The organism is Devosia sp., from assembly GCF_035944845.1.
Taxonomy (GTDB): Bacteria; Pseudomonadota; Alphaproteobacteria; order Rhizobiales; family Devosiaceae; genus Devosia_A.
This window is the reverse complement of sequence record NZ_DASZAW010000035.1, coordinates 33321-46959: the sequence shown is the minus strand read 5'-3', so window position 1 is coordinate 46959 and position 13639 is coordinate 33321. Positions and strand designations below refer to the sequence as shown.

Annotated in this window: 14 protein-coding genes; 5 read left to right on the top strand and 9 right to left on the bottom strand. The window is 66.1% G+C overall.

Translation table 11 applies throughout. The features are described from left to right. Nucleotides 1–27: 27 nt before the first annotated feature. The gene (locus tag VGV07_RS05725; protein WP_326867727.1) at nt 28–1029 is read left to right on the top strand and encodes an MDR family oxidoreductase; all 1002 of its coding nucleotides are present in this window, start codon (nt 28–30) and stop codon (nt 1027–1029) included. Nucleotides 1030–1167: 138 nt separating this feature from the next. On the opposite strand, the gene VGV07_RS05720 is transcribed toward VGV07_RS05725, so the two are convergent. From VGV07_RS05720 to VGV07_RS05705, 4 genes are all read right to left on the bottom strand, one after another. After that, a complete protein-coding gene (locus tag VGV07_RS05720; RefSeq protein ID WP_156342787.1) occupies nt 1168–1500 on the bottom strand; it encodes an SMR family transporter in 333 nt (110 codons plus the stop codon). 130 nt (nt 1501–1630) lie between these two features. Then, nucleotides 1631–2950, bottom strand: a complete 1320-nt coding sequence (locus tag VGV07_RS05715; RefSeq protein ID WP_326867726.1) for a Mur ligase family protein — start codon at nt 2948–2950, stop codon at nt 1631–1633. Further along, entirely contained in the window at nt 2940–4268 is a 1329-nt protein-coding gene (locus VGV07_RS05710) for a hypothetical protein (protein WP_326867725.1), read from the bottom strand. Before VGV07_RS05710 ends, VGV07_RS05715 begins: the two co-directional genes overlap by 11 nt. 2 nt (nt 4269–4270) lie before the next feature. Continuing rightward, the gene (locus VGV07_RS05705) at nt 4271–5164 is read right to left on the bottom strand and encodes a metallophosphoesterase (RefSeq protein ID WP_326867724.1); all 894 of its coding nucleotides are present in this window, start codon (nt 5162–5164) and stop codon (nt 4271–4273) included. Between the two features lie 85 nt (nt 5165–5249). On the opposite strand from VGV07_RS05705, the gene VGV07_RS05700 reads away from it, so the two are divergent. Further along, entirely contained in the window at nt 5250–5741 is a 492-nt protein-coding gene (locus VGV07_RS05700; RefSeq protein WP_326867723.1) for an NUDIX domain-containing protein, read from the top strand. Between the two features lie 184 nt (nt 5742–5925). Here the strand turns inward: VGV07_RS05700 and VGV07_RS05695 are convergent, their stop codons facing one another. Further along, a complete protein-coding gene (locus tag VGV07_RS05695) occupies nt 5926–6132 on the bottom strand; it encodes a GIY-YIG nuclease family protein (RefSeq protein ID WP_326867722.1) in 207 nt (68 codons plus the stop codon). A gap of 146 nt (nt 6133–6278) precedes the next feature. Next, on the bottom strand, nt 6279–6668 hold the full coding sequence (locus VGV07_RS05690) for a nuclear transport factor 2 family protein (protein ID WP_326867721.1): 390 nt from the start codon (nt 6666–6668) through the stop codon (nt 6279–6281). A 66-nt stretch (nt 6669–6734) separates the two neighbouring features. Here VGV07_RS05690 and VGV07_RS05685 point away from each other — a divergent pair, with 66 nt between their 5' ends. Next, nucleotides 6735–7313 carry a TetR/AcrR family transcriptional regulator gene (locus VGV07_RS05685; protein ID WP_326867720.1) on the top strand — a complete coding sequence of 193 codons (579 nt, stop codon included), beginning with the start codon at nt 6735–6737 and terminating at the stop codon, nt 7311–7313. Between the two features lie 26 nt (nt 7314–7339). On the opposite strand, the gene VGV07_RS05680 is transcribed toward VGV07_RS05685, so the two are convergent. Both VGV07_RS05680 and VGV07_RS05675 read right to left on the bottom strand, forming a co-directional pair. Further along, nucleotides 7340–8965 carry a winged helix-turn-helix domain-containing tetratricopeptide repeat protein gene (locus VGV07_RS05680; protein WP_326867719.1) on the bottom strand — a complete coding sequence of 542 codons (1626 nt, stop codon included), beginning with the start codon at nt 8963–8965 and terminating at the stop codon, nt 7340–7342. A 306-nt stretch (nt 8966–9271) separates the two neighbouring features. Next, nucleotides 9272–9847, bottom strand: a complete 576-nt coding sequence (locus VGV07_RS05675) for a TetR/AcrR family transcriptional regulator (protein ID WP_326867718.1) — start codon at nt 9845–9847, stop codon at nt 9272–9274. A 36-nt stretch (nt 9848–9883) separates the two neighbouring features. Between VGV07_RS05675 and VGV07_RS05670 the strand changes: the two genes are divergently transcribed. Further along, on the top strand, nt 9884–10594 hold the full coding sequence (locus VGV07_RS05670; protein ID WP_414649914.1) for a DUF4336 domain-containing protein: 711 nt from the start codon (nt 9884–9886) through the stop codon (nt 10592–10594). Nucleotides 10595–11012: 418 nt separating this feature from the next. Further along, nucleotides 11013–11573, top strand: coding sequence for an N-acetyltransferase (locus VGV07_RS05665; protein ID WP_326867717.1), 561 nt, complete (start codon nt 11013–11015; stop codon nt 11571–11573). A gap of 84 nt (nt 11574–11657) precedes the next feature. Here the strand turns inward: VGV07_RS05665 and VGV07_RS05660 are convergent, their stop codons facing one another. Further along, nucleotides 11658–13562 carry a diguanylate cyclase gene (locus tag VGV07_RS05660; protein ID WP_326867716.1) on the bottom strand — a complete coding sequence of 635 codons (1905 nt, stop codon included), beginning with the start codon at nt 13560–13562 and terminating at the stop codon, nt 11658–11660. Nucleotides 13563–13639 lie beyond the last annotated feature (77 nt).

The following is a 13639-nucleotide window of genomic DNA, read 5'->3' as shown; positions in this document are numbered from 1 at the left end:
TTTGGTATTCGTCGCTTCGGAGTTCTCATGTCCTTTCGCGCCCTTGTCACCGACCGGCTCCCCGACGGTGAATTGCGCAGTAGCCTCAAGATGTTAACTGATGACCAACTGCCGGCCGGAGACGTGCTGGTGTCGATCGAGTGGGCCGGGCTCAACTACAAGGATGCGCTGTGCCTCACCGGGCAGGGCGGGCTGGTACGGAATTATCCGCATGTCGGCGGCATCGACTTTGCCGGCCGGGTGGTCGAGAGCAGTGATGCCCGCTATCACCCCGGTCAGGCGGTGATCCTCACCGGTTGGCGGGTGGGCGAAATCCATTGGGGCGGCTATGCGCAGCGGGCTCGGGTCAAGGCCGATTGGCTGGTGCCGCTGCCGAAACGGTTCTCGACCCGTACGGCGATGATGCTCGGTACAGCCGGGCTCGCTGCCATGCTGGCGGTCAACCGGCTGCAGGCGGAGGGCGTGCGGGCGGGGGAGGGCGAGGTACTGGTCACCGGCGCCGGTGGCGGCGTCGGCAGCATAGCGGTGCTGCTGCTGAGCCGGCTGGGTTACGAGGTGGCAGCGGTGACCGGCCGGGCCGAACTCGGCGAACAGCTGACGCGGCTCGGCGCCAGTCGGATCGTGTCGCGCGACGAAGTGCTGACCCCTACCGGTAAGGTGCTGGACAAGGAGCAGTGGTCCGGCGCCATCGACTCGGTGGGCGGCCCGCTGCTGGGCGAAGTGCTCAAGAAGGTACGCTATGGCGGCGCGGTTGCCGCGATCGGCAATGCCGGCGGCCGCAACTGGGATGCCAGCGTCATCCCGTTCATCCTCAGGAACATCTCGTTGTGCGGTATCGACACGGTGATGCAGCCGTTCGAAGCGCGCCGCTCGGCCTGGGACCGGCTGACCAACCTGTTCGTGCCGGCAGCGTTCGAGCCGATGCTGACCGAGGCCCGGCTGGAGGACCTGCCGGAACTGGCGGCACGGATGCTGGAGGGCAAGATTGCCGGGCGCGTGGTGATCAACCCGCGAAATCCGCCGACTTGAGGGGCGAATGTGGATGTGCCCCTCACCCTGACCCTCTCCCCAGCGGGGAGAGGGGACGCATTTGCACCGGCCGTGCCACAACGCCCCCTCGCCCCTCTGGGGAGAGGGCCGGGGTGAGGGGCACCAGGCACACCGGCTCTAGTGCACAGCCGTCTTCGAGAACAGGTTGATGACGATCACCCCGGCCATGATCAGCCCCATGCCGATCAGCGCCGGCAGGTCGAGCAGCTGCTTGTAGATCAGCCAGCCGGCGAGCGAGATCAGTACGATACCGACGCCGGACCAGATGGCGTAGGCGATGCCGACCGGCATGCTGCGCAGCGTCAGCGACAGGAAGTAGAACGCCACCACATAGCCGACGATCGAGATCAGCGACGGCCAGAGCTGGGTGAAGCCGTCGGCGGCGCGGAGCGCGGTGGTGGCGATCACTTCGGCGACGATGGCGACAGCCAGATAAGCGTAGGCGATCATCATGTGCCGACGGACCACCGGGTCATCCGCGCAAAGGCGGGGACCTGCGTTTGCGCTGGTGCTGCCACCAGGAAAACAGAGGTTCCCGCTTTCGCGGGAATGACACCGAGTGTGAAGTGAGAGGCGTGCCTCACGCCTTTGCCCCAAAATACTGGCCGGCGAGGCGGACGAAGGCGGCGCCGCGTTCCTCGAAATTCCTGAACACCTTGCCTGCCGTTTCGAGCTGGCCGTAGCTCGGGGCGCCGGGAGAGAGGATCACCGTTTCGAACTTGGCCTGCCGTCCGGCCAGCGCCTTGATCGCGTCTTCGAGCGTGCCGGCCTCGATCACCTCGATCTCGGGCGCCGCGGCATAGGTGAGGGTAGCGAGGCGGTCGCCGGTCACCGGCAGGCAGACCAGCACGGTCACGCCGCGCGGGGCGAGCAGCTGCGAGAGTTCGGAGTAATCCTGGTGGCGTTCGTGGCCGCCGGCGATCAGCGCGATGCGGCTGCCCTCATAGGCGGCGAGCGCTGCCTTGGTGGCCTCCGGGGTGGTCGAGATCGAGTCGTTGACGAAGGTCACGTCGCCGACCTGGTGTTCTTCGAGGCGGTGCGGCAGCGGGGTGAACTTGCCGATGCCGCGGACCACGCCCTCGAGGTCGGCGCCGGCCTTCATGGCGATGGCGGCCGCCAGCAACGCATTGTTGAGGTTGTGCTCGCCCTTGAGGCGGGAGCGGGCGGCGGCCGAAGCGATGCGGTCGTGAATGAACGGCGCCAGCGGCGGGATCAGGCGCTTGGGGTCGCGCAGCGCTTCCATCACCAGCGGGTTGCCAAGCGCACCGACGCCCAGCGCCACCGGGAAGGGGGCGTCGCGGTCGATCAGGTTGAGCTTGTCCTGGTAGTAGCGCTCGACGCTGCGGTGCCAGTCGGTGTGCTCGGGCGAGAGGTTGGTGATCGCGGCGATATCGGGAGTGAACGCCATGTCGGCGGTCTGGTAGCTCGAGAGCTCGAACACCACGATCGGGTGCTTGTCGGCGATTTCCAGCGGCGCGAGGCCGACATTGCCGGCGAGCCCGGCATCGAGGCCGGATTCGACCAGCATCAGGTGCACGAGGGTCGCGGTGGTCGATTTGCCCTTGGTGCCGGAAATCGCGATGACCTTGCGCCCCTCGCGATAGACTTCGCCCCAGAGGTTGAGGTTGGAGGTGACGGCGATGCCGGCCTCGCGCGCCATGGCGAAGACCGGACGGTAGCGCGACACGCCGGGGCTTTTGACGATGGTGGCAAACAGCCTGGATTCAATGGCCTGGGTCAGGTCGGCCGGGGCGATGAAGGTGGTGTCGTCGACGTCGGCCTCGCCGCTGTCGACCGTCACATACACTTTGGTGTGTGGCGAGCGTGCTTTGATGAAAGCGCGGGTGGAGCGGGCCTCGCGGCCGGCGCCGTAGAGCAGCACGGGTTCGTCAAAACGCATGTGGGGCGACTCGCTCGAAGATGTCCTTCGGGATGAGGTGTTCTGGGCTATCGATCAGCAGTTCGGCAAGGGCGTCTTCGAGCCGCTGGCTGCCATATTGAGTCAACAGATCCGGCTTCAGCATTGAAACGATTGGCTCATCCGCCCAGTCGGAGCGCTTGGTGAGGGCCCAGAGGCAGGCCGCCGCTTCTTCGATCTCACCGACGCATTCCCAGGGCTTCTGGCCGGCGAGGCCGGTGAGTTCGCGGAACGAGCGCTCGTGCGAGGGCTGGCTCAGAAGGTTCTGGCCGAAGATGCCGACCAGCCGCGCCTTGTCCATCACCGGGGCGAAGATCAGGAACACGAAGTGGCACTTGGGGCACTTGCCGCACCAGAGCGGGCCAGCGTGGCCGGCGAGCTTGAAATTCTCATTGCAGCTCGAGAACACATGGTCGAAGCGGCTCACCCGGGCGAACAGCGCGGCGATCTTGGCCTCGGAATAGGGGCGGAGCAGCGAGAAATAGCTCAGCGAACCGCCGGTGGCGTGCTCGAGCACTCTGGCGATCAGGTTCTCGAAATCGAGCGACTTGGAATGCTGGTGGTTGGCCTCGCGGCCATCGAACGCGACATTGCCTTCGCTGGCCGAGCGCTCGTTGGAGAGGACGATCCGGTTGTAGGAAAACAACAGCGCCGTCAGCGCCGCGATCATCGAGTTGATGGCGGTCGAGGGCACGTGGCCATTATAATAGCCGGACTCCTTGCCGAGCCGGATCATCTCGGGGTCGAGCTTGCGGCTGACATAGAGCGGCGCGCGGCCAACCTTGTCGACCGAGCCGATGATCGGGCCCTTGGGGTTTACGGCGAACGGCGTGAAATCCACCTCTGCTGCTTCGAGCAGCTGCACGCTCACCAGCGAATCCTTGCCGCCGCCGATCGGCAGCAGGGCGCGGTCGCGCAGCAGAGGGGCAGCGGGCGCATGGCCCTGATCCTCGGGATGGTCGAACTCGATCTCGCCGAAGCGTTTCAGGTTGTTGCGGGCATAGAACTCGCCGAGGCCGTTCTCGTAGACATCGAGGGCGAAGTCATGCTCGCGCACCGTGAGCGGGAAGGGGATGACGATGCGATAGGGGGCGCGCAGCTTGAAGTAGCTGACACCGAGGACGACCGCCGTCAGCTGCAGCAGCTTGAGGAAAGCCGGCGTCGCCGCCACGCTGCCATTGCTGCCCGAGGCAAAGCCCAGGACCTCCGAAAAGCTCAGCTCGCCGAGCGTATAGCGGAACGTTGCCACACCCGTCACGGCGTCGAAGGCGGGAGGCTCGATGGTGAAGGTTTCGGTCACGCTCAATAGATCCGGAGGCTCAATCGCAGCACTATATCGGTCGAAAGGCGCTGAAAGCCAAACTCGCGCAGCGTGCATTGCCAGGCGGTGCCGAGGCGCTGGATCGAGAACAGGTTGTAGCGCGCCGGATCGTGCCCGCCGGTATCGCCCTGGGCCGTGCCGGCTGCCGCGACGCCAACCACCGGCACATCGCCATGCGGGCCGGGAATGGCATAGATCGAGGATTGGTGCGTATGGCCGTGCAGCACCAGCTCGGCGCCGTGTTCGGCGATGACGCGGCGGAAGGCTTTGGCGCCGTAAAGCCCGAGGCGCGGATGCGCCTGTTCCTGGTTGGGCGGATGATGGATCAGTACGACACGGAAATAGCCACCGTCGCCGAGGAGCTTCAGGCAGCGGGCGAGGCGCGCCGCCTGGTCTTGTTCGAAGCGGCCGGCAGCGATCCAGGGAGCAGTGGGCACCGCGCTGTTGCACGAGATGATGGCGACGTCCCCGACGCGGCGGACGAAAGGGAAGGCGTTGTCATCGACGGTTTCGCCCATGACGTAGCCGTCCCAGCGCTCCATCGCCTTCTGCAATTGCCCCTTCAGATAGGCGTCGTGGTTGCCCGGCGAGATGCAGACCTGCTCGGGCGGCCCAAGCGTCTCCAGCCAATTGTAGGCGGTGTTGATTTCGGCATCGAGCGCCAGGTTGATGAGATCGCCGGTGACGACGGTGAAGTCGGGGTTCTGCTCGCGCATGTGGCGCACCAGCTTGGTCAGGCCGTCGCCGGCCATGGTGTGCTCGCGCTTGATCTTCCAGTTGAGGAAACCGGTGATCCGCTTGTTCATCAGGTCGCGCACCCGGACGGGCGGCAGCGGGGCCAGGTGAACGTCGGACAGATGGGCGAGCGTGATCATTGCCCGGCGTAATGCCATGCGGCGCGTGGCAAGAAAATGCCCTAAATGGCTCCAGCGCCAATTGAACGTCAGCGAGAGCATGCCTATGAGCCGAACAACCAGCCGAACCATGAGCCGCTGGCAGCGTGTCAGAACCAGCGCTCATCTGTTCATCGTCGGGGTGCGCCGGCGCATGGTGCTGGGCACCAGGGCGGTATTACTCGATGGCAACCGGGTGCTGCTGCTGCGGCACACCTACATGCCGGGCTGGCATTTTCCAGGCGGCGGGGTGGAGCCGGGCGAGACCGCCGAGGAAGCGGCGCGGCGTGAGGCGGAAGAAGAAACCGGCCTTCGCGTCGACGGGAATATGCGGCTGTTCGGGCTCTATCTGCAGATGCACGAGGCAACCAACCGCGACCATGTGGCGGTCTATGTCAGCCGCCGCTTCCAAGCGGTGAGGCCGTTCCGGCCCAATGGCGAGATCGCCGAGATCGGCTGGTTCGCGATGGATGCTCTGCCGGAGGGGATGAACCCCGGCACGGCCCGGCGGATTGCCGAGATCGCGTCGGGGACGGAGGATTTGCCGGGGCTGTGGTAGGGGGCGCTAGACGTTGGACTACCCAGAAACTAGCCCCACCCCCGGTGTCACCCCAGCGGAGGCTGGGGCCCATCCTGAGGTGCTGCAGTCGTTCATCGCTCGCCCGTCACCTCGCCGTAGAGATCGCGCCAATCCGGGTTGCGCGCTTCGATAAGCCGGATCTTCCAGGCCCGATGCCACTCTTTCAGCCGTTTCTCGCGCTGGATGGCAGCCTCGGCATTTCGTGCACCTCGTACCAGACGAGCCGCTTGACGCCGTAGCGTTTGGTGACGCCCTCAAACCAATCGTTCTTATGCTGCCAGATGCGAGCTTCGGGATCGCCGCTGACGCCAACATAGCGCGTCCCATTCTTACGGCTCGCCATGATGTAGACGATGAAGACCTTGCTCATCGCGGCACTCAAGCATGTCTCGGGTTGCTCGTCAGCCGCGATTGCCTCTCGCCTTAGCCCACCCTCTACTTCTCAGGATGGGCCCCGGCCTTCGCCGGGGTGACACGGTGGGTGGGGAGATCGGTGCTCCCCGGACTTTTATGCGCTCACGACCTCACCACCTCCGGGAGCGGCGCCGACTGGCCCGGAGACTTCGCATATCCCAGGGCTTCGACGATCCTGCCATCCTGCACCCGCATGAGGTTGACGCCGCGGACCGAACCGCCATTGCCGAAATTGAAGCGCCAGCGGATCGTGGCATTTTCGCCCATGACGACGGTGTCCTCGACGTCGAACCAGGCTACCGGGTCGGTGGCGATGGCCTGCCAGAAACCGAGGCAGGCGTCGTAGCCCTCGTAGCGTGTACCGTTGGGCGCCGGCTGGATCGACTCCATGACGCAATCGGGCGCGATGAGCTCTTCGAGGAGTTTCGGTTCGTGTTGGAGGAACGCCTGGTTGAAGCGGCGCATGATTTCGGCGGTGTCGTTCGGCTGCATCTCTGATCTCCTAAACAGACAGGTCTGTCTAGTTGACCATACAGACCTGTCTGGTAGTGTCAAGCCATGAAGACGAACGAACTTCCTCTCGCTGTTTCGCCCTCTCCGGCGCGGCGGCGTCTTATCGATACGGCGACCCGGCTGTTTTACGCAGGGGGGATCCATGCCGTCGGCATCGACCGCATCATCGCCGAGGCGGGCGTTGCAAAGGCGACGTTCTACAGCCACTTCCCCTCCAAGGACGATCTGGTGGTCGCCTATCTCGAAGAACAGGACCGCATCGGTCGCGCTGCCGTCGCAGCTTTACCCAAACAACCACCGCGCCGCATGCTTGCCGCCATCCTCGGGCGGATCAGCACCGCTGCCGTGGCAGGGGATTTTCGCGGCTGCCCGTTCCTCAATGCCGCGGCCGAGTACACCGATCCGGCGAGCCCGGTGCGCCGAGCAATCGATGCGCGGCGGGCCTGGTATCACGGTGTGCTGCGCGAGCAACTGGCGGCCGACGGGGACAAGACGCCGGAGGTGACGGCGGCGTTGCTGGTGGCGCTGTCGGATGGGTTGCTCGAAATCGCCTATCTCGACGATCCCAGGAGCGTGCCGGCATTGATCGAGGCGGCGCTGACCCGGTTGTTGCCACAGCGCTGAGCTCGGCCGCGGCTCGCGGCGCTCGCTCAGCGCTCGGGCAGGCCGAGAGCGATCAATGCGGCCATGACCCGCCTCGAGGTTTCGAGAAAGGCCGGGCTGACATTGCGCGCCGGCGGCTCGACATTGGCCGCCGTCGATCCGGGCCGCAACTGCAGCGCCGTGGCAAACGCCGCCTTGGCCTCGGCGGTTCGACCGAGGCGCTGATAGGCGGCGGCGAGCATGAAGTGGGTACGGCCGGAGGCCGGCGTGATGCCAATCGAACGCTCGAACCAGTGCATCGCTTCCGCGTCGCGTCCAAGCAGCAGGTTGGCCCAGCCAATGCCCAGCAGCCAGGTCCAGCGCGACACCGCCGGCGTGTCATAGCGCTCGGCCTCGCTGAAGCTCTGGAGCGCATCCTCGAAGCGGCCGAGGAAGACCTGGGCGAGGCCGGTCTGGTAAAGGGCCGAGCCGTTCCACGGGTCGAAGCTGGTCGCCCTGGCGCAGGCGACGAGGCTCTCGACGAACTCGTTGGTGGCAGCGAGGAACCGGCACTGTGCCTCGAGCACGGCGATTGAGCGCGGCCGCAAGGCCACCGCTTGCCTCAGCATCTCGGCACCGTTGGCGCGCGCTGCGGTCGCTTCGGCCTCGGTATACCAGACCATCTGGATGCCGCGCGTCTGCAGCGCCGCGAGCGCCACCTGCAGGTCGATATTGTCGGGCGCGGTGGCGAGGGCGCTCTGCAGCATGCGCTGCGCAACGGCGAAGCGCTCGCGCGAGGTCTGGTTGATCGAGGCCGAGGCCTGCTCGATGGCGACCCGCACCCCGGGCGGCGCCACGGTTGCATCGGTGTTGTCGCCCTCCTGCACCTCGTTGAGCCAGCGCGCCAGCCGGTCACCGGCGCCGGCCGCCAGCCGGACCTCCTGCAGGTCGCCATCGAGACCGGCTTCGACAGCGGCGGTAGCGACGGATTCGACCACACCCGTCGCGGTTCGGACCACTCGCAGCTTCACGGTCCATGAGGCGCCGGCGCGCAGCAACTCGCCACGCAGTTCGAATCGCGCCTCGGTCAGGGCTCCGGACTGGGGCGCGATGACACGCAGGTTGTCGATGCGGGCCAGGCCGTCGATCAACTGGTCGGTCACCCCGGCCGCGAGGGCGGCGCCTTGACCACTGGCGGCATCGGTGATCGGCAGCACCGCGATGCTGAGCGGTTGAGGCGCCATACGACCGGCGATGGCGACAAAGCCAATTGCGACGACGAAGCTGAGCGCCGCGACCAGCGCGAGCCCGGTGCGGCGGCGGGCCGATAGCCAGTTCCGCCTCGGAGGCGGCGCCGGCACAAGCGGCGCGCCCGAGGCGGCGACATCGTCGTCGACCTCCGGCATGAACAGGTAGCCGCGGCCCGAAACCAGCTTGATCATCCGGCGCCGCGCGTCGCCGAGCGCCGAGCGGATCTCGCGAACACACTGGAAGAGGCTGTCCTCGCCGACATGGACGTTCGGCCAGACCGCCTCCATCAGTTCGGTCTTGCTCAGCACGCGGCCAGGATTGGCGGCGAAGACGCGGAGCATCTCGAAGGTCTTGGGGCGGAGCCGGATCGGCGCGCCGGTGGGCCCGCGCAGTTCGGCGCGTTCCTCATCCAGCTCAAACCCGGCAAACCGGTACACTGTCATGCCCTTGGCCCCCGGCGCACTCGATGCCCCGACGATCCCCGGATTTCAAGCGCCGTGCGCGAAGGCGATGAATTTCAGAAAAATTTCAGAAAGCAACACCCGGCGTTTCAGGACTCGGCACCGCCGGCAGTGGGATGAAAATGCGCCGCCCCAAGGTTCGGGGCAGGGGGCTGGATATGTTCGATCGAGAGTCGGCGGGCACCGGTGCAGTGCGCGCCGTGCGGTGCTTGGGCAAGGTGCGAGCGCTAATCGCGGGATCAACGGGTTCCCCGTCGGCTTTGTCGCACGGGTGCAAGGGAATGCTGGCTAAGCGGCTTGCGTGCCGATGCCTTCGACGACGAGGCGGACGATGCGGCGGATGTCGCCGTCGTTGAACCGGCCAGTGGCGAGGGTGGTCAGCATGGCTTGCCCGTAAATGCCGAGCAGCAGCAACGCCATGAAATCCGGATTCTCGTCAGACCGGATCACGCCCTGGCGCTGGCCGAGCACCAGGATATCGCGGACGAGGCCCTGGAACGACGGTCGTTCCGGCGGGGTGACGGAAGGGCGTTCGGCCGGGCTGAGCGCCAGCCGGGCCAGCGACGGATTGGCGAGGCACCAGCCGGCGCTGTCGAGCAGGACGGCGGCGAGCAGCGACAGCGCCGCCTCGTTGGCGGCGAGGCGGACGCGATAGCCGGTATCGCCGGCTTCGACCCGGGCGATCAGGGTGAGCGCGATCTCATCCTTGGAGCTGAACAGGTTGTAGAGCGTCTTGCGGGTCAGGCCGGCCCGCATGGCGATTGCTTCCATCGAGGTGTCGGCAAAGCCCAGTTCGCGAAACGCCTGGTCGGCGGCGGCGAGGATCTGGGCACGGGAGCGATCGGTACGCTTCGGGGTTGTCATGAATATACAGTAGTGTAAATTTATACGAGTGTGAAGATGCGGGACTATGAGATGTGGCAAGCGTTCGGGCCGGAAATCTGGACTGTCGACGGGCCGGTGGTGACCGCGGCAGCGGGGTTTCACTATCCGACGCGGATGGCCATCATCCGGCTTGGCGGCGGCGACCTGGTGATCTGGTCGCCGGTCGCGTTGACCCCGCAGCTACGTGGCGAGGTCGAAATGCTGGGGAACGTCCGCTATCTCGTGGCGCCGAACACCCTGCATGACAGCTTCATCGCCGACTGGCATCGCGCCTATCCGGTCGCGCAGGTGCTGGCGGCGCCGGGCCTGCGTGAAAAGCGAGCCGACTTGAGGCTCGGGGCGGATCTGGGCAACACCACGGTCCCCGGTTGGACCGGCGAGATCGAGATCGTGCTGGTGCGCGGCAATCGCATCACCACCGAGGCGGTGGCTTTCCACCGGCCAAGCGGCACGGTGATATTCACCGATCTGCTGCAACAGTTCCCGCCTGGCTGGTTCAAGGGCTGGCGGGCGCTGGTGGCGCGGCTCGACCTGATGGTGGCGGATGAACCATCGGTGCCGCGAAAGTTCCGCGTCGCCTTCTCGGACAAGCGGGCTGCCCGGGCGGCGCTGCGCCACATCCTCGCCTGGCGCGCCGACAAGGTGCTGATGGCGCATGGAACGCCGATCACCCGGGGTGGCCACGCCTACCTCAAGCGGACCTTTGCCTGGCTCGGCAAGTGGTGAGGGCAGGGCAGGAACGGTCGCCGAATGGTCCCCGCGGCGTCAAACCAGCGACACAAAGCCGGTCCTAGACTGCCTCGCCGTTTCGTCGAAACGTCGAAACACTCCGGGTGTTCTTGGTGGTCGCGCTTTCGAACCGGAAAGTCTGCAACTCTTCCTGAAGGCGCTCCAGACAGTCAGCAGCCGCAAGGTGTTATCGGGCGGGCGGGCAAAATCGCAGGAGGCGGTCTTGAAATTTGACTGCAGGTCCATAATTTTGCGTGGACGCGTTGGCCGCCACGATGCTAATGCGCTTTTCAGACGTCAGGAGGCGTCCAGGATGGAGAAGGCTTTTCAGGTGACCCGACGACCGTAATCGGTCGGCAGCTGGCTTAAGTGGGCCGGCACGTTTGTCCTCGTCTCTTGTTCCTGGACCAGTCACATGATCGCGCCTTCCGTCTCCGTCGCTGCTGAAGCAGCGCCTCCGCAACTCGGCCTGCCCACCGTTCGCTCTGCCACTCCCGCCGACGACCAGTTCGTCGACGACCTGCAGGCGCTTGCTTTCGGGCCGGGCCGCTTTGCCCGTACGGCGTTCCGGGTGCGCGAGCGCTTCCCGATCGACACCACGTTGAGCCTGATCGCCGAAGTGAACGGGCAGGCCTGTGGCTCTGTATGGATGACGCCGATCAGTGTCGGCGGCATCGACGGCTATATGCTTGGGCCGCTGGCGACGCACCCGGACTTCCGCAAACGCGGCGCCGGCAAGCTTCTCGCCAAGGAAGTGTCGCGGATTGCGCTCGAGCGCGGGCAGGGCAGCTTCGTGCTGCTGGTCGGCGACCGTGATTATTATTGCCCGCTCGGCTGGGTGCCGACGCAACTGGGCGCCATCGAGTTTCCCGGGCCGGTCGATCCGAGTCGGGTGCTGGTCTATTCGAACGACCCGACCATGGCCGTGCGTCTCGCTGGCCCGATCAAAGCGTTCGGCGCCGGCAAGCGCTCGTAGCGGGGTTGTGGCTGATGCTCCCCGCGGGGTGGGGAGTGTCGAGCCGGGAGCATTTGCTCATCCGCCGACTGGCAGCCTTTGCCTCTAATGCACCACCCGCAGACTGTGCGGCACCATGTCGAAGCGGCGGCGCCAGCCGCTGACCTGGTCGCGTCCACCGCTTTTGGCGGCATACAGTGCCTCGTCGGCGCGGCCGACGAGATCGGCGGCACTGCGGTCGGTCTGGCCGGGGGCATAGGCGGCGATGCCGATGCTGACGGTGACACGGCCGAACTCGCTTGCCCGGTGTGGTAGTGCCAGAGCGGCGAGCACGTCACGATATTCGCTGGCCAGCCGATAGGCGGTTTCGGCATCGACCTCAGGCACCACCACGAGGAACTCCTCGCCGCCATAGCGGGCGATGAGATCGGCGGGGCGGCGGAACACCTGGCCGAGGCACTGGCTGACCGCCTTGAGGCAGGCGTCGCCGGCGAGATGGCCATAGTTGTCGTTGTAAGCCTTGAAGTGATCGATATCGAGCAGGATGACGCTCAGCGCCGTATCGGAGCGGAGGCTCCGGGCGATCTCGATCTCAAGCCGCTGGTCGAGGGCGCGACGGTTGACGAGGCCGGTCAGTGCATCGGTGGTCGCCTCCTCGCGCAGCCGCTCGGCGACGTTGAGCAGTTCGATCTCGGTCCGTTTCAACCGGGTAATGTCGGAGACCACCACCATCGATACGCCATCCGGTGAAGGGCGGGTGGAGACCCTGAGCCAGGTGCCATCGAACAGATGCACCTCTTCTTCGGCATCGTGATGCAGCGACTCGGTGATCTCGTCGATCCACTCGGCGACATCGGCAGGCGATGAGCCGACCTGCTGCTCGCGCCGCTCCGCAGCCGCCGTGAGGATATCGCGAATGTTGGCGCCGGGGACACGCACGTCGGAGGTCAGTGGAAACAGCTTCTGGTAGCGGGCATTGCAGAACAGCAGCCGGCCGGCAGAATCGAACATGGCAACGCCATCGGTCATCTGCGCCATGGCGAAGGCGAGCACGCGCTGGCGCTCGTCGAGCTCGAGCTCGAGATGCTTCTGCTCGGTGATGTCGCGGTTGTGGGTGATGAGGCCCACGGCACGCCCGTTATGGTCGTTGAGCAGCACTTCGAGCGTCTGCAGCCAGTTGGTGCCGCCATCGGGGCGCTGCACTGCCTGCTGGACGGTCCAGTGCGTCTCGCCGGTGTGCGGCGGGGAAGCAGGGCGACCGATGCCGAGCTCGTCGCCGGGGCGGCCGATAAGGGCCGCCGGAGAGCTCACTCCAAGCAGTTTCGCCGTCGCCGGGTTGGCGATGACGAAGCGGCCATCGGCATCGCGGACGCTGATGCTGTCGGGCAGCTCATCGATCACCCGACGGTAAATCAGGTTGTCGCGCCGGATGGCGCGGAGCTCCTCATCGTGGGTGAGGGCAAGACCGGAGAGCATCACCGCGAGGAACAGCAACGCGGTGCGCGATACCGTCAGCGTTGTCCAGTCGATGGTGCCAAGGTCGACCGGTACGAAGACCACCGTGCCCAACCCGATGGCGCAGGTGACGAGCGCCAATAGTGGCGCGTGGCGGCGGGCGATCGGCAGGCCGCGTCGGCGCAGCAGCAGGTGGCCGAAGGAGGCGGCGAGGGCGATCAGCGTCATCGAAACCAGGCCTGCCGGCGCGCCGGCACCGCCGACCCAGAGCCGGTAGGAGATGGCGGGGATCAGGGCCAGCAGTGCGGCAAGCGGGCCGCCGAAGAACGCGGCAAGGGCCAGGAGGCAGGTGCGCAGGTCGAAGAACACGCCAGGCGCGAACTGTACCGGGAACAGCATGGTGGCGATGGCGCCAAGCCCCATGATGACGCCGAACGCCGCCTCGACGGCGCGGGGCCCGAAGCGCTCGAACAGGTCGCGCAACTGGGTCCAGGCGCTGACGACGAACGCGACGACCGACACATTGGTCATCAGGCTGTACCAGGGCGACTCCATGACCGGCAGACCTCGTGATGCGGGGCAGCGATAGATGTCGTCCCATGATTGTGCGCCGCTGCGCATAACGAAGCCCT

Bases quoted from the DNA above. Each gene is read 5' to 3' on its own strand.
- VGV07_RS05720 (WP_156342787.1), bottom strand. From the start codon at position 1,500: ATGATCGCCTACGCTTATCTGGCTGTCGCCATCGTCGCCGAAGTGATC.
- VGV07_RS05665 (WP_326867717.1), top strand. From the start codon at position 11,013: ATGATCGCGCCTTCCGTCTCCGTCGCTGCTGAAGCAGCGCCTCCGCAA.
- VGV07_RS05695 (WP_326867722.1), bottom strand. From the start codon at position 6,132: ATGAGCAAGGTCTTCATCGTCTACATCATGGCGAGCCGTAAGAATGGG.
- VGV07_RS05680 (WP_326867719.1), bottom strand. From the start codon at position 8,965: ATGACAGTGTACCGGTTTGCCGGGTTTGAGCTGGATGAGGAACGCGCC.
- VGV07_RS05700 (WP_326867723.1), top strand. From the start codon at position 5,250: ATGAGCCGAACAACCAGCCGAACCATGAGCCGCTGGCAGCGTGTCAGA.
- VGV07_RS05725 (WP_326867727.1), top strand. From the start codon at position 28: ATGTCCTTTCGCGCCCTTGTCACCGACCGGCTCCCCGACGGTGAATTG.
- VGV07_RS05660 (WP_326867716.1), bottom strand. From the start codon at position 13,562: ATGGAGTCGCCCTGGTACAGCCTGATGACCAATGTGTCGGTCGTCGCG.
- VGV07_RS05690 (WP_326867721.1), bottom strand. From the start codon at position 6,668: ATGCAGCCGAACGACACCGCCGAAATCATGCGCCGCTTCAACCAGGCG.
- VGV07_RS05670 (WP_414649914.1), top strand. From the start codon at position 9,884: ATGCGGGACTATGAGATGTGGCAAGCGTTCGGGCCGGAAATCTGGACT.
- VGV07_RS05715 (WP_326867726.1), bottom strand. From the start codon at position 2,950: ATGCGTTTTGACGAACCCGTGCTGCTCTACGGCGCCGGCCGCGAGGCC.
- VGV07_RS05685 (WP_326867720.1), top strand. From the start codon at position 6,735: ATGAAGACGAACGAACTTCCTCTCGCTGTTTCGCCCTCTCCGGCGCGG.
- VGV07_RS05705 (WP_326867724.1), bottom strand. From the start codon at position 5,164: ATGATCACGCTCGCCCATCTGTCCGACGTTCACCTGGCCCCGCTGCCG.
- VGV07_RS05675 (WP_326867718.1), bottom strand. From the start codon at position 9,847: ATGACAACCCCGAAGCGTACCGATCGCTCCCGTGCCCAGATCCTCGCC.